Consider the following 20,060-nt stretch of genomic DNA (forward strand, 5'->3'; position numbering starts at 1 on the left):
GCCCTGCGGGCGGAGGCGTACACGCCCGGTGACACGGACCTATCATGCACCCTGATCACCCCCTCGCCCTCCCCCCCCCCCCCCCCCCCCCCCCCACCCACCCCCCCCCCCCCCCCCCCCCCCCCCCCGGGCCCTAGAAGCCGAGCTTGCGGAGCTGCTTGGGGTCGCGCTGCCAGTCCTTGGCGACCTTCACGTGCAGGTCGAGGAAGACCGGCGTGCCGAGCAGCGCCTCGATGTGCTTGCGCGACTTCATGCCGACCTCCTTCAGGCGCGAGCCCTTCGGGCCGATGATGATGCCCTTCTGGCTGGGGCGCTCGATGTAGACGTTGGCGTGGATGTCGAGCAGCGGCCGGTCCGCGGGCCGGTTCTCGCGGGGGATCATCTCCTCGACCACGACGGCGATGGAGTGCGGGAGCTCGTCACGCACGCCTTCCAGCGCGGCCTCGCGGATCAGCTCCGCGACCATCACCATCTCGGGCTCGTCGGTGAGGTCGCCCTCCGGGTACAGCGGGGGGCTCTCGGGCAGCAGCGGCGCGATGAGGTCGGCCAGCAGCTGCACCTGCGTGTCGCCGACGGCCGAGACGGGCACGATCTCGGCCCACTCGATGCCGAGCTCGGCGCCCAGCTGGTGGATGGCGAGGAGCTGCTCGGCCAGCTGCTTGGACTCGACCAGGTCCGTCTTGGTGACGATGGCGATCTTGGGGGTCTTCTTGATCGCCGCGAGCTCCTTGGCGATGAACTTGTCGCCGGGGCCGAGCTTCTGGTCGGCGGGCAGGCAGAAGCCGATCACGTCGACCTCGGCCCAGGTGGTGCGCACCACGTCGTTGAGGCGCTCGCCGAGCAGCGTGCGCGGCTTGTGCAGGCCCGGCGTGTCGACGAGCACCAGCTGCGCGTCCGGGCGGTGCACGATGCCGCGGACGGTGTGGCGGGTGGTCTGCGGCCGGTTGGAGGTGATCGCGACCTTGGTGCCCACGAGCGCGTTGGTCAGGGTCGACTTGCCCGCGTTGGGGCGGCCGACGAAGCAGGCGAAGCCCGCGCGGTGCGGGGCGTTGGGCTCGGGGGAACGATCGCTCATACGGGCCATTCTCCCCGATGCGGCCCCCCGCGCCGACCAGGCCGCTGCCGCGGGGGGCGGCGGGGGGCTCGCGGCGCCGGTCGCCGGGTCGCCCGGGGCGGCGTCCGTACGGCCTTCCGGCGCCGAACCGGCGGCGTGGTGGGGGTCCGCTCCGGCGGGCCGGTGGCCCCGCCGCGGCCGGGTCCGGGAGTCTCCCCCGCGCCCGCCCGTGCACCGCCGGCCGGTGATCCACTCCCCCGGGCTCACCCCGCACTCCTCGCGGAAGCGGCGCGTGAAGGTCCGTACCGACACGGCCTCCTGCCGGGCGAGGTCGCTCAGCCCGGTGGGCGCCGCCCTGGTGGCCTTCCTCGGCGGGGTGGCCCGCGACGCCTTCGGCTCGTACGACCTCGTCTGGTACGCCGGGGGCGGCCTGTGCGCGGTGGCCGCGCTGATGGCGATGGTCATCCGCCGCCGGCCGGACGGGCCCGCTGCGGCGGCCGCGTGAGCGGTGCGCGCAGCCGGCCCCTGCCGGGCGGCAGGGGCCGGGGGCCCGGGGGCTCAGGCTCCGGCGGGCGTGGTGGACTTCAGGGTGCCGTCCGGGCCGGCGAGCAGGACCGGGGTGGCGGGGCCGCCCAGGTCGCGGACCGCGGCACGGTCGGCTTCGGCGGGGACGTCGGCCGCGCTGACCACGGCCGCGGCCTCCAGGGAGCGCGCTCCGCTGGCGACCGCCATCGCGACGGCCGTCTGGAGGGCGCTCAGCTTGAGGGAGTCGAGCTCCACGGTGCCGGCGACGTACGTACGGCCGGTCTCGTCCCGTACCGCCGCCCCTTCCGGGACTCCGTTGCGGGCCCGGGCGCTGCGCGCCAGCGTGATGATCTTGCTGTCCTCGGGGTCGATGCCGTTGCCCACGGTGCTCTCGCTCATAGGCGACAGCATAGGGAGCGCCCCGGCGGAGCCCGGCGACGGCCCCGCCGGGGCGGCCCCTTCCTGGGGGTTCCGCGTCACGGCCGGTCGAGCCGCAGCCGCTCCGCCCTCGGCAGCCCGGCCACGACCAGGTCGTACGAGTCCTCGACCAGCTCCCGCACCAGTGCGTCCGGCAGACCGCCCACCGTCACGGTGTTCCAGTGCCGCTTGTTCATGTGCCAGCCCGGAACGATCGCCGCGTGCTCGGCCCGGAGCCGCACGGCCGTCTCCGGCTCGCACTTGAGGTTGACCGTCAGCGGCTCGGCGTCCAGCGCGGTCAGGGCGAACACCTTCCCCAGCACCTTGAAGACCGAGGTCTCCGGGTTGAAGGGGAACTCCTCCACGGCCGCGTTGAAGCCCAGGCAGAACGCTCGCAGCTCCGCGGGGGTCACTCCGCCTCCGCCTCTTCGGCCGCCGCCGCGACCACCGGCTCCACCAGCACCGTCACGATCTTGTTCCGGCGCCCCGCCGGGGATTCCGCCGTCAGCTTCAGCGGACGCCCGTCCGGCAGGTCCACCACCGCCGAGGCACCGGCGATCGGGACCCGGCCCAGCGCCTTCGCCAGCAGCCCGCCGACCGTCTCCACGTCCTCGTCGTCGAAGGCCAGGGCCCCGAACAGTTCTCCGAGGTCGGTGATGTCGAGCCGCGCCGTGACCCGGTAGCGGTCCTGGCCCAGCTCCTCCACGGGCGGGATCTCCCGGTCGTACTCGTCGGTGATCTCGCCGACGATCTCCTCCAGGATGTCCTCGATGGTGACGATGCCGGCGGTGCCGCCGTACTCGTCGATGACGACGGCCACGTGGTTGCGCACCGACTGCATCTCGCGCAGCAGGTCCCCCGCGTTCTTCGTGTCGGGCACGAAGACCGCCGGCCGCATCACCGTGGAGACCAGGTCGGACTCGGCGTCCCGGTTGATGTGCGTCCTGCGGACGAGGTCCTTCAGGTACACGATGCCGACGATGTCGTCCTCGTTCTCCCCGGTGACGGGGATCCGCGAGAAGCCGGACCGCAGGGCGAGCGTCGTCGCCTGCCGGATCGTCTTGTAGCGCTCGATGCACACCAGGTCGGTGCGGGGCACCATCACCTCGCGCACGAGGGTGTCGCCCAGCTCGAAGACCTGGTGCACCATCCGGCGCTCGTCGTCTTCGATCAGCGATTCCTTCTCCGCGAGGTCCACCATCGCGCGCAGCTCGGCCTCGGAGGCGAAGGGCCCCTTGCGGAAGCCCTTGCCGGGGGTGAGCGCGTTGCCGAGCAGGATCAGGAGCTGCGGGATCGGACCCATGACCCGCGCCAGCGGTACGAGGACGTACGCGGACGCCGTCGCGGTGTTCAGCGGATGCTGGCGGCCGATCGTACGGGGGGACACGCCCACCGCCACGAAGGACACCAGCACCATCACGGCGATGGCGACGAGCAGCGCCGTCCAGTTCTCGCCGAACTCGTCGAGGCAGACGTACGTGACGAGCACGCCCGCCGCCATCTCGCAGGTCACCCGCACCAGCAGGGCAACGTTGACGTACCGGGTGGGGTCGCCGGCGACCTGGGCGAGCTTCGTGCTCCCGCGCCGGCCCTCCCGTACCGCCTGCTCGGCGCGGAAGCTGGAGACGCGGGCGATCCCGGACTCGGCACACGCCGCGAACCAGGCCACCACGGTCAGCAGCACCGCCCCGGTGATCAGCTGGGCGGCGCCGGTCACGAGACGGTGGGGGCCGGCGAGGGACCGGTCAGGCCGCGCTCGGCGCGCCAGCCGTCGACGATGGCCGCCTGGAGGCCGAACATCTCGGCCTTCTCGTCCGGCTCCTCGTGGTCGTACCCGAGCAGGTGCAGCACCCCGTGGACGGTCAGGAGCTGGAGCTCCTCGTCCATGGAGTGCCGCGTCGGCGCTTCGTCGCCCTGCTTCTTGGCCACCTCGGGGCAGAGCACGATGTCACCGAGGAGCCCCTGCGGGGGCTCCTCGTCGTCCTTCGTCGGCGGACGGAGCTCGTCCATCGGGAAGGACATGACGTCGGTCGGTCCGGGGAGGTCCATCCACTGGATGTGGAGCTGCTCCATGGCGTCCTCGTCGATGACGATGACGGAGAGCTCGGACAGCGGGTGGATCCTCATCCGGGTGAGCGCGTAGCGGGCGATGTCGAGGATCGCCTGCTCGTCGACCTCGGTTCCGGACTCGTTGTTGACGTCGATCGACATGGTGCGCTGGGTTCTACTTCCGCTGGTTGCCGTTCCGGGCCGGACCGGTCTCCCGGGCCGCCTGGCTGTCGTCGTACTTCTCGTACGCGTCGACGATACGGCCGACCAGCTTGTGCCGGACGACATCCTCGGACGTGAGCCGCGAGAAGTGGACGTCCGGCACCCCTTCGAGGATCTCCTGGACCTGCCGCAGACCGCTCCTGGCACCGCCCGGCAGGTCGATCTGGGTGATGTCACCGGTGACGACGATCTTCGAATCGAAGCCGAGGCGGGTCAGGAACATCTTCATCTGCTCGACGGTCGTGTTCTGCGCCTCGTCGAGGACGACGAAGGCGTCGTTGAGGGTGCGGCCCCGCATGTAGGCCAGGGGCGCCACCTCGATGGTCCCGGACGCCATCAGCCTGGGGATGGAGTCCGGGTCGATCATGTCGTGCAGGGCGTCGTAGAGCGGGCGCAGGTACGGGTCGATCTTGTCGAACAGCGTGCCCGGGAGGAAGCCGAGCCGCTCGCCCGCCTCGACGGCGGGGCGGGTCAGGATGATCCGGCTGACCTGCTTGGACAGCAGCGCCTGGACCGCCTTCGCCATCGCGAGGTAGGTCTTGCCGGTACCGGCGGGGCCGATGCCGAAGACGATCGTGTTCTTGTCGATCGCGTCGACGTACCGCTTCTGGTTGAGGGTCTTGGGGCGGATGGTGCGGCCGCGGTTGGAGAGGATGTTCTGCGTGAGCACCTCGGCGGGGGTCTCCGCGTCACCGCCCTCGCTGCCGTTCGCCTTGAGCATGGCGATCGAACGTTCCACTGCGTCCTCCGTCATCGGTTGCCCGGTGCGGAGCACCAGCATCATCTCGTCGAACAGGCGCTGGATCAGGGCGACTTCCGCCGCCGCCCCGACCGCGCTGACCTGATTGCCCCGAACATGGATGTCGGCCTTCGGGAAAGCCTTCTCGATCACGCGCAGCAGGGCGTCGCCCGAGCCGAGCACGGTCACCATCGGGTGCGTCGCCGGGACCGTGAAGTGGGCGCGCGCCTGGCCCTGCGCCGGGGTGTGGGCTGTCGGTGTCTGAGTCATGGGCCGGCACTGTGGCCTGCGCATACCTCCCGCTGAGGGGCCGCGCCGATCGTCGACCTCCGGAATACCAAGGGTACGTCCACCCCCGGGCAAGCCCGAGGGGTTTTCCGGGCGGTCCCGGACACTTCCTAGACCGGGTGCCGGAAGCCGATGGTCGGGACCGCCCGGCGGCGCGAGCAGGGGGCGGCGCCCGGCGGGACGAGGGCGTCCAGGAAGGCGTAGCGGTCCCGCAGGGCGTCGGGGGCGGTGCGCCACCAGTGGGCCACCTCGGGCCAGCCCGGGGCGGAGAGGGAGCCGCCGAACTCCTGCACCGAGAGGGCGGCGGTCAGCCCGGCGAAGGCCAGCCGGTCGGCGAGCGGCCACCCCGCCAGGCTGCCCGTGACGAAGCCGGCCACGTACACGTCGCCCGCGCCGGTCGGGTCCAGGGCGTCCACCGGGATCGCGGGGGTCTCCGCCGTCTCCCCGGTGCGGCTGTCGACCGCGTACGAGCCCTCCGAGCCCATGGTCACCACCGCGACCGGGACCTTTTCCGCGAGGGCCCGGGCCGCTCTGCGCGGACACTCGGTCCGGGTGTAGCGCATCGCCTCTCCCGCGTTGGGAAGGAACGCCTCGCAGTGCTGGAGGTCGGCCAGGGCTCCCAGATCCCACCGCCCGGTCTCGTCCCAGCCGACGTCCGCGAAGATCCTCGAGCCCCGGCGGGCCGCCTCGGAGATCCAGTCCTCCGTCTGCCCGGCCCCGAGGGCGGCCACCGCCGCCCGCGCCTTCGGCGGGCACCAGGGGAAGGGGCCGGGGCCCGCCGGGGGCGGCGCCTCGTGGCCGTGGGAGACCATGGTGCGCTCGCCCTCGTACGCCATGGAGACCGTGACGGGGCTGTGCCAGCCGGGGATGGTGCGCGACATGGACAGGTCGATGCCCTCGCCCTGTTCGAGGGCGTCCCAGCAGTACTCGCCGTAGTGGTCGTCGCCGAAGGCGGCGGCCAGCGAGGTGCGCAGGCCCAGCCGGGCCAGGGCGGTGGCCATGTTGGCGACGCCGCCGGGGCTGGAGCCCATGCCGCGCGCCCAGGACTCGGTACCGCGCACGGGGGCCGAGTCGAGGCCGGTGAAGATGATGTCGAGGAAGACCGTGCCGGTCAGGAAGACGTCACAGCCCGGCTCTTGGGGATCGCGCACCGGTCCGAGCGGGTCGAGGGTGATGCGGCTGTCCCGACTGGTCACGGTGTGCTCCCCGGTGAAGTGTCGTTTCTGCGAGTGGGCTGGAAAACTGCCAGCCCTGCCCGGGCCGGGCAGGACCAAAACCCAGTGTGACGCACATCACCGGAGCGCCGCTCTCCTCCTCCCCCAGCGCCACTGGAGGAACACCACCACCCGGCGTTCCTCCTACCGCTTGGGCAGGGCCACCCGTCCCAGGTCCGCCGCGATCGTCAGCTCCCCCGCGAATCCCGCCGCGCGGGCCTCGCGTTCGAACTCCGACGGATCCGCGTACCGCTGCGAGAAGTGCGTCAGCACCAGGTGCCGTACGCCCGCGTCCCGCGCCACCCGCGCCGCCTGTCCGGCGGTGAGGTGGCCGTGGTCGGTGGCCAGCCGGACGTCCGCGTCGAGGAAGGTCGACTCGATGACCAGCATGTCGCAGCCCTCCGCCAGCGCGTCCACGCCGTCGCAGAGCCGGGTGTCCATGACGAAGGCGAACCGCTGCCCCGCCCGGTGCTCGCTGACGGCCTCCAGCGTGACCTCGCCCTCAGGCCCCTCCAGCCGCCCCTCGCGCTGGATCCGGCCGACGTCGGGGCCCCTGATCCCGTACCGCGCGAGCAGCGCGGGGACCATCCGGCGTCCGTCCGGCTCGGTCACCCGGTAGCCGAAGGACTCCACCGGGTGCGAGAGCCGCCGCGCCTCCAGGACGTACGAGGGCCCGCGCGCGAGCACCCCGTCCGAGGCGACCGGCTCCTCCAGGAGCCGAACGGTCTCCCGGTAGGCGGTGGCGTACCGCAGCCGGTCGAAGAACTTCTGCCCCGAGACCGGGTAGTGCGCCGTCACCGGGTGCGGGACCTGGTCGAGGTTGATCCGCTGGATCACCCCGGCCAGGCCGAGGCTGTGGTCGCCGTGGAAGTGCGTGACGCAGATCCGGTTGATGTCGTGCGCCGCGACCCCGGCCCGCAGCATCTGCCGCTGCGTGCCCTCGCCCGGATCGAAGAGGATGCCCTCGCCGTCCCAGCGCAGCAGGTAGCCGTTGTGGTTGCGGTGCCGGGTGGGGACCTGGCTGGCGGTGCCCAGGACCACGAACTCGCGTATGGACACGGCTTATCCGGGCGGCCACTGGAGGCCGCGGCCCCCGAGGACGTGCAGGTGCGCGTGGAAGACGGTCTGGCCCGCGCCGGCGCCGGTGTTGAACACCACCCGGTAGCCGCTGTCGGCGATCTTCTCCTCGGCGGCGATCTCCCCGGCCTCGCGCAGTATGTCGGCGATCACGCCCGGCTCGCCGGCGGCGAGGGAGGCCGCGTCGGGGTAGTGCGACTTGGGGATCACGAGCACGTGGGTGGGCGCCTGCGGGTTGATGTCCCGGAAGGCGACGGTCGTTTCGCTCTCGCGGACCAGCGTCGCCGGGACGGTCCCCTCGACGATCTTGCAGAACAGGCAGTCCGCCTGCGGTTCCCCGGCCATTGCTGCGCCTCCCGTGACGTTGATCGGTCGGGGCATGCTACCGGGCCGGCCCCGCCGCCCGGGGGCGGTGCGGGGTCCGTACGGCGTCCGCCACCCGAACCGCCCCCGGGCGACGGCCTACGACCAGCGCCCCGTGCGCGCCAGCAGCACCGCAGTCGCCGCCGTGCCGGCGGTCGACGTACGCAGCACCGAGGGACCCAGCCGGTACGGCAGCGCCCCGGCCGCGGCGAAGGCGGCCAGCTCCTCCGGCGAGACCCCGCCCTCGGGGCCGACCACCAGCACCACGGACCCCTTCTCCGGCAGCGGAGCCGTGGCCAGCGCCGCCGAGGGAGCGTCACGGTCCTCGTGCAGCACCACCGCCAGGTCGGCCTGCGCCAGCAGCGCGGCCACCTGCTTCGTGGACATCGCCTCGGCCACCTCCGGGAAGCGGACCCGGCGCGACTGCTTGCCCGACTCCCGGGCCGTCGAACGCCACTTGGCCAGGGACTTCGCGCCCCGGTCGCCGCGCCACTGGGTGATGCACCGAGAGGCCTGCCACGGCACGATGGCGTCGACGCCGGTCTCCGTCATCGTCTCGACCGCCACCTCACCCCGGTCACCCTTCGGCAGGGCCTGCACCACGGTGATCCGTACGTCGGGCTCCGGTTCCTCCCTCACGGACTCCAGATCCGTGACCACCAGGCGGTCCTTGCCCTCCGCCGCCTTGACCACGCCTTCCGTCCACCGGCCGCGCCCGTCGGTGAGGACCACGTCCTCGCCCGGGTTCAGCCGCTTCACGGCCACCGCGTGCCGCCCCTCGGGGCCCTCCAGCACGAACTCCGGCCCCGCCGGAACCTCTTCGACCACGAACACGGGGGCCGTCATGACGCTCTCCTCATCTGCAACACCTTCAACGCGTTCTGCGCCTCGGCCAGTTCGGCCACCAGCACCTCCACCAGCTCCCCGGCCGGCAGCGCCCGGGCCAGCCGGTGCCCCTGCCCGGCCCACAGGGACATGCCCTGCGGGTCCCCCGCCGCCGCGGCGGCCTTGCGCAGGCCCGAGGTCATGTCGTGGACCTGGGGGTAGGCGGCCGGGGCGTACGGCCCGTGCTCCCGCATGAAGCGGTTGACCAGGCCCCGCGCGGGCCGGCCCGAGAAGGCCCGGGTCAGTTCCGTGTGGGCGAACATCGGGTCGGTCAGCGCCCGCTTGTGCAGCGGGTGCGCACCCGACTCCGGGCACGCCAGGAAGGCCGTGCCGAGCTGCGCCGACTCCGCGCCGGCCGCGAGCACCGCCGCGATCTGCGCGCCCCGCATCAGGCCGCCCGCGGCGGTGATGGGCAGGGCCACGGCCTCGCGTACCTGCGCGACCAGCGCGAGCAGACCGACGCCGGCCGTGCCGTCGGTCTGCGGGTCGTCGCGGTGGGTGCCCTGGTGGCCGCCCGCCTCGATCCCCTGGACGCAGACGGAGCCGGCGCCCGCCGCCTGCGCGGCACGGGCCTCGTCGACCGAGGTGACGGTGACCACGGTGTGGGTGCCGGCCCGGTGCAGCCGCTCCAGGACCTCGGGTGCGGGGGTGCCGAAGGTGAAGGAGACCACCGGGACGGGGTCCTCCAGCAGGATGGCGAGTTTGGCCTCGTAGCCGTCGTCGCCGGTGCCGATGATGTCCTCCGCGGCGAGCGAGACCGCGTACCAGCCGGCCTCGCCGGCCAGCTGCCCGCGGTAGGTCTCGACGGCGGCCGGGTCCACGTAGCCGGTCTGCGGCATGAAGAGGTTGACGCCGAAGGGCCGCCGGGTCAGGCCGCGGGTCCGCTTGATCTCCTGGTACATGCCGTCGGCGGTCTTGTACCCGCCGGCGAGGTAGCCGAGCCCGCCGGCCTCGCACACGGCGGCGACGAGCGGCGGGCAGGAGGCGCCGCCCGCCATGGGAGCCTGCACGATCGGGTACTGGTGGAGACCGTTCGGCGCGGAGGACATGGACTGCATCGTGCCACGTCCCGGGCACCGCGCCGAACCGCCGCTTTCGCCTGGCATAGTCCGTTCCCCGGCGGTGTCCGGGAATCGACGCGTGCCGTGATCGGGGAAGCACGGAGCCCGGCCCGGGGTGTCCCCGGACCGGGCTCCGTACGGGTTCCCGGGCGCCTCAGCGGCCGTTGAACGCGTCCTTCAGGCGGCTGAAGAGGCCCTGCTGGCCGGGGGCGAACTGCCCCATCGGCCGCTCCTCGCCGCGCAGCTTGGCGAGCTGGCGCAGCAGCTCCTCCTGCTGGGCGTCGAGCTTGCCGGGGGTGGTGACCTCGACGTGGACGATCAGGTCGCCCCGGCCGCCGCCGCGCAGGTGGGTGACGCCGCGCCCGTGCAGCGGGATGGCCTGGCCGGACTGGGTGCCCGGCCGGATGTCGATCTCCTCCATGCCGTCCAGCGTCTCCAGCGGGCACTTGGTGCCCAGGGCCGCGGCCGTCATGGGGATGGTGACCGTGCAGTGCAGGTCGTCCTGGCGCCGCTGGAAGGTCGCGTGCGGCAGCTCGTGGATCTCCACGTAGAGGTCGCCGGCGGGGCCGCCGCCGGGGCCGACCTCGCCCTCGCCCGCGAGCTGGATCCGGGTGCCGTTCTCGACACCGGCGGGGATCTTGACGGTGAGGCTGCGGCGGGAGCGGATCCGGCCGTCGCCCGCGCACTCGGGGCACGGGGTCGGGACCACGGTGCCGAAGCCCTGGCACTGCGGGCAGGGGCGCGAGGTCATGACCTGGCCGAGGAAGGACCGCGTGACCTGGGAGACCTCGCCGCGGCCGCGGCACATGTCACAGGTCTGTGCCGAGGTGCCGGGGGCGGCGCCCTCACCGGTGCAGGTGCCGCAGACGACGGCCGTGTCGACCTGGATGTCCTTGGTCGTGCCGAAGGCGGCCTCGTCCAGTTCCAGGTCCAGGCGGATCATGGCGTCCTGCCCGCGGCGGGTCCTCGAGCGCGGGCCGCGCTGCGAGGTCTGGCCGAAGAAGGCGTCCATGATGTCGGAGAAGTTGCCGAAGCCGCCCGCTCCGAAGCCGCCCGCGCCGCCACCGCCGCCCGAGGAGGACAGCGGGTCGCCGCCGAGGTCGTAGACCTGCTTCTTCTGCGGGTCCGAGAGGACCTCGTAGGCCGCGTTGATCTCCTTGAAGCGCTCCTGCGTCTTCGGGTCCGGGTTCACGTCCGGGTGGAGTTCACGGGCGAGGCGGCGGAAGGCCTTCTTGATCTCGTCCTGCGATGCGTCGCGGCGCACGCCGAGTACGGCGTAGTAGTCCGTGGCCACTTACGACTCCGCCAGGATCTGTCCGACGTAACGTGCCACTGCGCGTACCGCTCCCATCGTTCCGGGGTAGTCCATGCGGGTCGGTCCGACCACGCCGAGTTTGGCGACTGCTTCGCCGCCCGAACCGTAGCCGACGGACACGACCGACGTGGAGTTGAGCCCCTCGTAGGCGTTCTCGTGCCCGATCCGTACGGCCATTCCCGACTCTCCGGCCTCGCCGAGCAGCTTGAGGAGCACCACGTGCTCCTCGAGCGCTTCCAGCACCGGCCTGATCGTCAAGGGGAAGTCATGTCCGAAGCGGGTGAGGTTGGCGGTGCCGCCGATCATCAGCCGCTCCTCCGCCTCCTCGGCCAGCGTTTCGAGAAGGGTCGCGAGGACGGCCGTGACGGTCGCCCGGTCCTCGATCTCGAACGACTCCGGAAGGTCCTGCACCAGCTGCGGGACGTCGGTGAACCGACGGCCCACGACCCTGCTGTTGAGCCGCGCCCGCAGATCGGCGAGGGAGTTCTCGCCGAAGGGCGTCTGGGTGTCGACCATGCGCTGCTCGACGCGCCCCGTGTCGGTGATCAGTACGAGCATCAGCCGGGCCGGGGCCAGCGACAGCAGCTCGACGTGCCGCACGGTGGAGCGGGTCAGCGACGGGTACTGGACGACGGCGACCTGGCGGGTGAGCTGCGCGAGCAGCCGTACCGTGCGCCCGACCACGTCGTCGAGGTCGACGGCGCCGTCGAGGAAGTTCTGGATGGCCCGGCGCTCGGGGCTCGACAGCGGCTTGACGCCCGCGAGCTTGTCGACGAAGAGCCGGTAGCCCTTGTCCGTGGGGATCCGGCCGGCGCTGGTGTGGGGCTGGGCGATGTAGCCCTCCTCCTCCAGCACGGCCATGTCGTTGCGGACGGTGGCGGGCGAGACGCCCAGCCGGTGCCGCTCCGTGAGGGCCTTGGAGCCGACGGGCTCCTCCGTCCCCACGTAGTCCTGGACGATGGCGCGCAATACCTCGAGTCTGCGTTCACTGAGCATCGCGCACACCTCCGGATGCGGGTCGGTCGTCGGTCTGGCCGTCGGGGGCCGGTCGCTGGCTTGTTGGCACTCTGCGCGTCTGAGTGCCAGACATCCCCCGGTCAGTGTACGGCCGGGTAGTACGCCGCGGGCAAGGGCGGCCCGCCAGGGTAGCGTCGCCGCATGGACGTGCGTTGGGAAGAGGCGGGCTGGGAACGGGTCACCGGACGGGTCGGCCGGCGGCGGCTGCCGGTGTGGGACTGCACGGTGGGGCTGGTGGTGGGGGACGAGTCGGTGCTGTTGATCGACCCCGGGTCCTCGGTGCGCGAGGGGGCGGGGGTGCGGGCCGAGGCGGAGCGGCTGACGGGCCGCCGAGTGACCCATATCGCATTCACGCACGGACATTTCGACCATGTGCTGGGCGCGGCGGCCTTCGCGGGCGCCGAGTCCTTCGGGGCGGTCGGCCTGGACCGGCTGCTGTCGGCCCCCACGGGCCGCGAGGAGGTACGGGCCAGCGCGGTCCGGCACGGCCTGGCGGAGGCGGAGGCCGCCGAGGCGGCCGGGCTGCTCCGGGCACCGCGGCACCTGGTGTCGGGCGAGTGGACCCTGGAGCTGGGCGGGGTGCAGGTCCTGCTGGCCAATGTGGGACCCGCGCACTCCCAGCACGACCTGGCCGTCTTCGTGCCGGGCGAGCGGGAGGCCGTGTTCTGCGGCGACCTGGTCGAGGAGTCGGGCGAGCCCCAGGCCGGCCGGGACGCGGTGCCGGGCCAGTGGCCGGCCGCCCTGGACCGGCTGCTGTCCCTGGGCGGGGACGACGCGGTGTACGTGCCGGGTCACGGAGCGCTGGTGGACGCGGGCTTCGTGCGTGCGCAACGCGCCACACTGGCGGGCCGGTTCGGCGTGTCGGAGGCGTGAGGGCGCCGGCTCTCCTAGTGTCGGCCGGATGCGTGAGTACTCCCCCGACCTGACCCCGCAGTGGAAGCGCGCCAAGGCCGTGCCGGAGGTGCCGGCCGACCCGGACCTGGTGGTCGAGGTGGCGGGTACGGACTTCTGCGGCGCGGTGGTGGCGTGCGAGGCGGGCACCGTGACCCTGGAGGACCGTTTCGGCAAGCGCCGGGTCTTCCCGCTGGAGCCGCGCGGCTTCCTGCTGGACGGCGCCGTGGTGACCCTGACCCGCCCTTCGCGGGGGCCCGCCGCGCCGGCCCGCACGGCCTCCGGCTCGATCGCCGTCCCGGGGGCGCGGGCGCGGGTGGCGCGCGCCGGGCGGATCTACGTGGAGGGGCGGCACGACGCCGAGCTGGTCGAGCGGGTGTGGGGCGACGACCTGCGGATCGAGGGCGTGGTGGTGGAGTACCTGGAGGGCGTCGACGACCTGGCAGCCGTGGTGGAGGAGTTCGCCCCGGGGCCGGACGCCCGTCTCGGCGTGTTGGTGGACCACCTGGTGCCGGGGTCCAAGGAGTCCCGGATCGCGGCCTCGGTGACCTGCGCGGACGTGCTGGTGGTGGGTCACCCGTACGTGGACGTCTGGCAGGCGGTGAAGCCGTCCGTGCTGGGCATCCGGGCATGGCCCGAGGTGCCGCGCGGCCAGGACTGGAAGACGGGCGTCTGCCGTGCGCTGGGCTGGCCCGCGAACACGGGGGCCGCCTGGCAGCACATCCTGTCGCGGGTGTCTTCGTACCGGGACCTGGAACCGACGCTGCTGGGCCGCGTCGAGGAGCTGATCGACTTCGTCACGGCACCCTGAGGCACGGGCGCTGAGGCACGGGCGCTGAGGCACGGGCGCTGAGGCAGGCTTCCCTGAGGCACCGCGCACCGCGCACCGCCCGACTCGCCCACCTTCGGGTGACAGTGCGCGTGCGGAGCGCCACGAAGCGCAAGGGTGCTCGGCATGATCACCTTTGCTCTGCGGCAGCGTGCCGTCCTCGCCGCGGCCGTGCTCGCCGCCGCCCTGCTCCCGCCCGCCTCCGCCTCGGCCTCGGCCGCGGCGCACGCCGCCCCGGCGAACTCCTGTCCCCGGGTGACCGACCACCTCTTCGCCGCGGCGGACAAGACCGTCGTGGTGGAGCGCATCACCCCGTCACCGTCCTGGCGGATCAACTGCAAGCAGCTCTACCGCTCCGACGGCCGCCCGCCGTCGGTGGTCTTCGAGGAGGGCTTCAAGCCGAAGGCGCCCCTGGACGGCCAGTACGACATCGAGCAGTACGTGCTGGTCAACCAGCCGTCCCCGTACGTGTCGACCACCTACGACCACGACTTGTACAAGACCTGGTGGAAGAGCGGCTGGAACTACTACATCGACGCCCCGGGCGGGGTGGACGTCAACCAGACCATCGGCGACACCCACAAGTACGCCTCCCAGGCGGAGGTCGCCTTCCCCGGCGGCATCGACCGGTCCTTCATCGTCGCGGTGTGCCCGGTCGACAAGACCTCCAAGACCGAGATCATGGACGAGTGCCAGGACAACCCGCACTACAAGCCCTGGCGCAACAGCTGGCCGAGCTGACCCCGCCCCTCCGCCGGGACCTGGTCAGTCGACCAGGTCCCGCACCACCGCGTCGGCCAGCAGCCGCCCGCGCAGCGTCAGCACGGCCCTCCCGGCCCCGTACGGCACGGCCTCCAGGAGGCCGTCGGCCAGGGCGCGGCGGGAGGCCGCGAGGCCCGCGGGGGCCAGCAGCGACAGCGGGACGCCGTCCACCAGCCGCAGCTCCAGCAGGATCCGCTCCACGCGCCGGTCCTCCGCCGACAGCAGCTCGCGCCCCGCGCCCGGCGACCGCCCCTCCGCCAGGGCGGCCGCGTACGCGCCGGGGTGCTTCACGTTCCACCAGCGCACCCCGCCGACGTGCGAGTGCGCGCCCGGGCCCGCGCCCCACCAGTCCGCGCCGCGCCAGTACAGCTCGTTGTGCAGGCAGCGGCCGGCCTCGGAGGTGGCCCAGTTCGACACCTCGTACCACGAGTACCCGGCCCGCTCCATGACCTCGTCGGCGATCAGGTACCGGTCGGCGTGCACGTCGTCGTCGGTCATCGGGACCTCGCCGCGGCGGATCCGGCGGGCCAGCTGCGTGCCCTCCTCGACGATCAGGGCGTACGCGCTGACGTGGTCGGGCCCGGCGCCGAGCGCGGCCTCCAGCGAGGCCCGCCAGTCGTCGTCGGACTCCCCCGGGGTGCCGTAGATGAGGTCGAGGTTGACGTGCTCGAAGCCCGCCGCCCGCGCCTCCGCGACGCACGCCTCGGGGCGCCCGGGGGTGTGCGTGCGGTCCAGCACCTTCAGGACGTGCTGCCGGGCGCTCTGCATGCCGAAGGAGATCCGGTTGAAGCCGCCGGCCCGCAGCTCCGCCAGGTACTCGGGGTTCACGGACTCCGGATTGGCCTCCGTGGTGACCTCGGCGTCCTCGGCCAGCCCGAACTCGTCGCGGATCGCCGCGAGCATCCGTACGAGGTCCCGCGCGGGCAGCAGCGTGGGCGTGCCGCCGCCGACGAAGACGGTCCGCACGGCGCGCGGGTCGTCGCCGAGCACCTTGCGGGCGAGGCGGACCTCGCCGATCAGGGTGTCGGCGTAGTTCTCCCGGGAGGCGAGCACGCCGCCGGTACCGCGCAGCTCGGTGGCGGTGTAGGTGTTGAAGTCGCAGTACCCGCAGCGCGTGGCGCAGTACGGGACGTGCAGGTAGAAGCCCAGCGGCCGCCCCCCGGCGCCCTCCAGGGCGTGCGACGGCAGCGAGCCGTCTTCGGGCATGGGTTCACCATCGGGCAGTGCGGAAGGCATACCGCCATTGTCCCGCACCGCCCCATGGTCGTTTACGCCCCCGGCCGGGGGCGTGGCTACGCCTCCCGGGAGCCCTCGTACATTTCGTCGATGAGGTGCTTGAACTCACGCTCGACGACCGGGCGCTTCAGCTTGAGGCTGGGGGTGAGGTCGCCGTGCTCGACGTCGAGGTCGCGCGGCAGGATGCGGAACTTCTTGATCGTCTGCCAGCGCTGGAGGCCCTCGTTGAGGGTCTGCACGTAGGTCTCGATCAGACGGCCGGTCTCCGGCGCCGCGAGGACCTCCGCGTACGTCTTGCCCTCCAGGCCGTTCTCGGCGGCCCAGCCCAGGATCGCGGGCTCGTCGAGGGCGACCAGGGCCGAGCAGAAGTTCCGGTCGGCCCCGTGGACGACGATGGTCGACACGTACGGGCAGGTCGCCTTGAAACGGCCCTCGATCTCCGCCGGGGCGACGTACTTGCCGCCCGAGGTCTTGATCAGGTCCTTCTTCCGGTCGGTGATGCGCAGGTAGCCGTCCGGGGAGAGCTCGCCGATGTCGCCGGTGTGCAGCCAGCCGTCGCTCTCCAGGACCTCGGCGGTCTTCTCGGGCTGGCCGTGGTAGCCCTGCATGATGCCGGGGCCGCGCAGCATGACCTCGCCGTCGTCGGCGATGCGGACCTCGGTGCCGGGAAGCGGCTTGCCGACGGTGCCGGTGCGGTAGGCCTCGCCCGGGTTGACGAAGGAGGCCGCGCTGGACTCGGTCAGGCCGTAGCCCTCCAGGATGTGGATGCCGGCGCCGGAGAAGAAGTAGCCGATCTCGGGGGCCAGGGCGGAGGCGCCGGAGATGGCGGCCCGCAGGCGGCCGCCGAAGGCCTCGCGGAGCTTGGAGTAGACGAGCGTGTCGGCGATCTTGTGCTTGGCGGAGAGGGCGAAGGGGGCCGTGGCCCGGCCGGTGCGGCGGTAGTTGTCCTGGGTGACCTTGGCGTACTCGCGGGCGACGCCGACCGACCACTGGAAGATCTTGTACTTGGCCCCGCCGCCCGCCCGGGCCTTGGCGGCCACGCCGTTGTAGACCTTCTCGAAGATGCGCGGGACGGCGGCCATGTAGGTGGGCTGGACGACCGGCAGGTTCTCGATGATCTTGTCGATGCGGCCGTCGACGGCGGTGACGTGCCCGACCTCGATCTGGCCCGAGGTGAGCACCTTGCCGAAGACGTGGGCCAGCGGCAGCCAGAGGTACTGGACGTCGTCCGAGTGGATCATGCCGGTGGCCACGGTGGCCTTGGCCATGTACGACCAGTTGTCGTGCGGGAGGCGGACGCCCTTGGGGCGGCCGGTGGTGCCGGAGGTGTAGATGAGGGTGGCGAGCTGGTCGGGGGTGATGGCCGCGATCCGCTCCTTGACCGCCGCGGGGTGCTGGGCGAGGTGTTCCCTGCCGCGCTCCTCCAGCTCGGCGAGGGAGAGCACCCAGCCCTCCGGATCACCCTCGGCGGGGACGGCGTCGGCGGCCTCCAGGACCACCACGTGGGCGAGGTCGGGCAGGTCGGCGCGGCGCTCGCGGGCCTTGGCCAGCTGGGCGGCGTCCTCGGCGATCAGCACCCGGCTCTCGGAGTCCGAGAGGATGAAGGCGGACTCGTCGGCGTTGGTGCTGGGGTAGATGGTGGTCACGGCGCCGCCGGCACACATCACACCGAGGTCCGAGAGGATCCATTCGACGCGGGTGTTGGAGGCGAGCGCGACCCGGTCCTCGGCGCGCAGGCCGAGGCCGATGAGGCCCGCGGCGATGGCGAAGACCCGGTCGGCGGCCTGCCCCCAGCTGAGCGACTTCCAGTCGTCGGGCCCGCCTTCGCGGCCGGCCGCGGCCACGGGGAAGCGGTAGGCCTCCGCGTTCGGCGTGGCGGCGACGCGGTCAAGGAAGAGGGCCGCCACGGTGGGCGGGCGGTTCTCGATCAAGGTCTGTGTGTCGCTCACGGACGTCCTCCGGACCACGCGGCAGGGCCTGTTCGGCATGACTACGGGCATGACTACGAGCATGTAACTGGCGAGTAACCGCTACTCAGACTAGGGGGCGTCCGCCTGGCGCGTAAGAGCCATCCGGCGGCCGATTCATAACGAAACAGGCCCCCGAGCCTACGCTCGGGGGCCTGTTTCGCATACGGCGGCTACTTCTTCTTGGCGCCGGACTCGTCGCTGGACAGGACGGCGATGAAGGCCTCCTGCGGGACCTCCACGGAGCCGACCATCTTCATCCGCTTCTTGCCTTCCTTCTGCTTCTCCAGCAGCTTCCGCTTGCGGGAGATGTCACCGCCGTAGCACTTGGCGAGGACGTCCTTGCGGATGGCGCGGATGGTCTCGCGGGCGATGACGCGGGAGCCGACCGCGGCCTGGATCGGCACCTCGAAAGCCTGCCGCGGGATGAGCTCGCGCAGCTTGGCCACCAGGCGCACGCCGTAGGCGTAGGCGGCGTCCTTGTGGCAGACGGCGGAGAAGGCGTCGACCTTGTCGCCGTGCAGCAGGATGTCGACCTTGACCAGGCTGGAGGCCTGCTCGCCGGTGGGCTCGTAGTCGAGGGAGGCGTAACCGCGCGTCTTGGACTTCAGCTGGTCGAAGAAGTCGAACACGATCTCCGCGAGGGGGAGCGTGTAGCGGATCTCGACGCGGTCCTCGGAGAGGTAGTCCATGCCGAGCAGGGTGCCGCGGCGCTGCTGGCAGAGCTCCATGATCGCGCCGATGAACTCGCTGGGCGCGAGGACCGTGGCCCGTACGACCGGCTCGAAGACGTCCTTGATCTTGCCTTCGGGGAACTCGCTCGGGTTGGTGACGGTGACTTCCTTGCCGTCCTCCAGCACCACCCGGTAGACCACGTTCGGCGCGGTGGCGATCAGGTCGAGGCCGAACTCGCGCTCCAGGCGCTCGCGGACCACGTCCAGGTGCAGCAGGCCGAGGAAGCCGACGCGGAAGCCGAAGCCCAGCGCCGCCGAGGTCTCGGGCTCGTACACCAGCGCGGCGTCGTTGAGCTGGAGCTTGTCCAGGGCCTCGCGCAGGTCCGGGTAGTCCGAGCCGTCCAGCGGGTACAGGCCCGAGAAGACCATCGGCTTCGGGTCCTTGTAGCCGCCGAGGGCCTCGGTCGCGCCGTTGTGCAGGCTGGTGATCGTGTCACCGACCTTGGACTGGCGGACGTCCTTCACGCCGGTGATGATGTAGCCCACCTCGCCGACGCCGATGCCGTCGGCCGGGGTCATCTCCGGGGAGGAGACGCCGATCTCCAGCAGCTCGTGCGTGGCGCCGGTCGACATCATCCTGATGCGCTCGCGCTTGTTGAGCTGGCCGTCGACGACACGGACGTAGGTGACGACGCCGCGGTAGGAGTCGTAGACCGAGTCGAAGATCATCGCGCGGGCGGGGGCGTCCTTGACGCCGACCGGGGCCGGGACGGTTTCGACGACGCGGTTGAGCAGGGCGTCGACACCGAGACCGGTCTTCGCCGAGACGCGCAGCACGTCGTCCGGGTCGCAGCCGACCAGGTTCGCCAGCTCCTCGGCGAACTTCTCCGGCTGGGCGGCCGGCAGGTCGATCTTGTTGAGGACCGGGACGATCGCGAGGTCGTTCTCCATCGCCAGGTACAGGTTGGCGAGGGTCTGGGCCTCGATGCCCTGGGCGGCGTCCACCAGGAGGATCGTGCCCTCGCACGCGGCGAGGGAGCGCGAGACCTCGTAGGTGAAGTCGACGTGCCCGGGGGTGTCGATCATGTTCAGGATGTGCGTGGTGCCCGTGCCCGCCCCCTCGGTGGGGGCCCAGGGCAGACGGACCGCCTGGGACTTGATCGTGATGCCGCGCTCACGCTCGATGTCCATGCGGTCGAGGTACTGGGCGCGCATCTGCCGCTGGTCGACGACGCCGGTGAGCTGGAGCATCCGGTCGGCAAGGGTCGACTTGCCGTGGTCGATGTGCGCGATGATGCAGAAGTTACGGATCAGCGCCGGGTCGGTACGGCTCGGCTCGGGCACGTGGCTGGGGATGGCGGGCACGCAGTGTCCTGATTCTCGGGTCGCTGTCGGATCTGCTGTCGGATCGGTACGCAGACTCCCATGGTCCCATGGACGCGGGGATGCGCTCGGTTTGGGCCGGTCGAAGCGTG

At 72.2% G+C, this 20,060-nt stretch carries 19 protein-coding genes and 1 pseudogene; 4 read left to right on the plus strand and 16 right to left on the minus strand.

Annotated elements, in window-relative coordinates:
* Positions 1–133: 133 nt before the first annotated feature.
* Positions 134–1,084 carry a GTPase Era gene (gene era / locus ACZ4WZ_RS06965; protein WP_467886116.1) on the minus strand — a complete coding sequence of 317 codons (951 nt, stop codon included), beginning with the start codon at positions 1,082–1,084 and terminating at the stop codon, positions 134–136.
* A gap of 313 nt (positions 1,085–1,397) precedes the next feature.
* On the opposite strand from era, the pseudogene ACZ4WZ_RS06970 reads away from it, so the two are divergent.
* Positions 1,398–1,559, plus strand: a pseudogene (locus tag ACZ4WZ_RS06970) (MFS transporter); the annotation flags it as partial.
* Between the two features lie 53 nt (positions 1,560–1,612).
* On the opposite strand, the gene ACZ4WZ_RS06975 reads toward ACZ4WZ_RS06970, so the two are convergent.
* From ACZ4WZ_RS06975 to hrcA, 12 genes are all read right to left on the minus strand, one after another.
* Positions 1,613–1,990 carry a cytidine deaminase gene (locus ACZ4WZ_RS06975; RefSeq protein WP_467886119.1) on the minus strand — a complete coding sequence of 126 codons (378 nt, stop codon included), beginning with the start codon at positions 1,988–1,990 and terminating at the stop codon, positions 1,613–1,615.
* Between the two features lie 65 nt (positions 1,991–2,055).
* Complete coding sequence (locus ACZ4WZ_RS06980) at positions 2,056–2,409, minus strand: MmcQ/YjbR family DNA-binding protein (RefSeq protein ID WP_467886121.1); 354 nt, start codon at positions 2,407–2,409, stop codon at positions 2,056–2,058.
* On the minus strand, positions 2,406–3,713 hold the full coding sequence (locus ACZ4WZ_RS06985; protein WP_467886124.1) for a hemolysin family protein: 1,308 nt from the start codon (positions 3,711–3,713) through the stop codon (positions 2,406–2,408). Before ACZ4WZ_RS06985 ends, ACZ4WZ_RS06980 begins: the two co-directional genes overlap by 4 nt.
* Positions 3,710–4,207: an rRNA maturation RNase YbeY gene (gene ybeY, locus ACZ4WZ_RS06990; RefSeq protein WP_388939002.1), complete on the minus strand. Its 498-nt coding sequence runs from the start codon at positions 4,205–4,207 to the stop codon at positions 3,710–3,712. The genes ACZ4WZ_RS06985 and ybeY overlap by 4 nt, the downstream gene beginning before the upstream one ends.
* 13 nt (positions 4,208–4,220) lie before the next feature.
* Positions 4,221–5,276: a PhoH family protein gene (locus tag ACZ4WZ_RS06995; protein ID WP_467886127.1), complete on the minus strand. Its 1,056-nt coding sequence runs from the start codon at positions 5,274–5,276 to the stop codon at positions 4,221–4,223.
* A 128-nt stretch (positions 5,277–5,404) separates the two neighbouring features.
* Positions 5,405–6,490 (minus strand): carbohydrate kinase family protein, encoded by a 1,086-nt coding sequence (locus tag ACZ4WZ_RS07000; protein WP_467886130.1) that lies wholly within the window; start codon positions 6,488–6,490, stop codon positions 5,405–5,407.
* 162 nt (positions 6,491–6,652) lie between these two features.
* Positions 6,653–7,567 (minus strand): ribonuclease Z, encoded by a 915-nt coding sequence (locus ACZ4WZ_RS07005; protein WP_467886133.1) that lies wholly within the window; start codon positions 7,565–7,567, stop codon positions 6,653–6,655.
* A 3-nt stretch (positions 7,568–7,570) separates the two neighbouring features.
* Positions 7,571–7,930: a histidine triad nucleotide-binding protein gene (locus ACZ4WZ_RS07010; protein WP_467886135.1), complete on the minus strand. Its 360-nt coding sequence runs from the start codon at positions 7,928–7,930 to the stop codon at positions 7,571–7,573.
* Positions 7,931–8,047: 117 nt separating this feature from the next.
* Entirely contained in the window at positions 8,048–8,794 is a 747-nt protein-coding gene (locus ACZ4WZ_RS07015) for a 16S rRNA (uracil(1498)-N(3))-methyltransferase (RefSeq protein WP_467886138.1), read from the minus strand.
* Positions 8,791–9,882: a nitronate monooxygenase gene (locus tag ACZ4WZ_RS07020; RefSeq protein WP_467886141.1), complete on the minus strand. Its 1,092-nt coding sequence runs from the start codon at positions 9,880–9,882 to the stop codon at positions 8,791–8,793. Before ACZ4WZ_RS07020 ends, ACZ4WZ_RS07015 begins: the two co-directional genes overlap by 4 nt.
* A 166-nt stretch (positions 9,883–10,048) precedes the next feature.
* Positions 10,049–11,188, minus strand: a complete 1,140-nt coding sequence (gene dnaJ / locus ACZ4WZ_RS07025; protein ID WP_467886143.1) for a molecular chaperone DnaJ — start codon at positions 11,186–11,188, stop codon at positions 10,049–10,051.
* Positions 11,189–12,205 carry a heat-inducible transcriptional repressor HrcA gene (gene hrcA, locus ACZ4WZ_RS07030; protein WP_388938988.1) on the minus strand — a complete coding sequence of 339 codons (1,017 nt, stop codon included), beginning with the start codon at positions 12,203–12,205 and terminating at the stop codon, positions 11,189–11,191. It lies immediately after the preceding gene.
* 162 nt (positions 12,206–12,367) lie between these two features.
* Here hrcA and ACZ4WZ_RS07035 point away from each other — a divergent pair, with 162 nt between their 5' ends.
* The 3 genes from ACZ4WZ_RS07035 (at position 12,368) to ACZ4WZ_RS07045 (ending at position 14,687) form a co-directional block, all read left to right on the plus strand.
* Entirely contained in the window at positions 12,368–13,099 is a 732-nt protein-coding gene (locus tag ACZ4WZ_RS07035; protein WP_467886147.1) for an MBL fold metallo-hydrolase, read from the plus strand.
* A 28-nt stretch (positions 13,100–13,127) separates the two neighbouring features.
* Positions 13,128–13,928 (plus strand): DUF3097 domain-containing protein, encoded by an 801-nt coding sequence (locus ACZ4WZ_RS07040; RefSeq protein WP_467886150.1) that lies wholly within the window; start codon positions 13,128–13,130, stop codon positions 13,926–13,928.
* 144 nt (positions 13,929–14,072) lie between these two features.
* Positions 14,073–14,687 (plus strand): ADP-ribosyltransferase, encoded by a 615-nt coding sequence (locus ACZ4WZ_RS07045; RefSeq protein ID WP_467886152.1) that lies wholly within the window; start codon positions 14,073–14,075, stop codon positions 14,685–14,687.
* A 24-nt stretch (positions 14,688–14,711) separates the two neighbouring features.
* Here ACZ4WZ_RS07045 and hemW read toward each other — a convergent pair whose 3' ends face one another.
* The 3 genes from hemW to lepA all read right to left on the minus strand — a co-directional run bounded on the left by hemW (position 14,712) and on the right by lepA (position 19,950).
* Entirely contained in the window at positions 14,712–15,944 is a 1,233-nt protein-coding gene (hemW, locus tag ACZ4WZ_RS07050; RefSeq protein WP_467886154.1) for a radical SAM family heme chaperone HemW, read from the minus strand.
* A 56-nt stretch (positions 15,945–16,000) separates the two neighbouring features.
* Entirely contained in the window at positions 16,001–17,893 is a 1,893-nt protein-coding gene (locus ACZ4WZ_RS07055) for an AMP-dependent synthetase/ligase (RefSeq protein ID WP_467886156.1), read from the minus strand.
* Positions 17,894–18,084: 191 nt separating this feature from the next.
* Positions 18,085–19,950, minus strand: a complete 1,866-nt coding sequence (gene lepA / locus ACZ4WZ_RS07060; protein WP_467886158.1) for a translation elongation factor 4 — start codon at positions 19,948–19,950, stop codon at positions 18,085–18,087.
* Between the last annotated feature and the right edge of the window lie 110 nt (positions 19,951–20,060).

It is taken from the genome of Streptomyces sp. NPDC029122 (assembly GCF_055569445.1).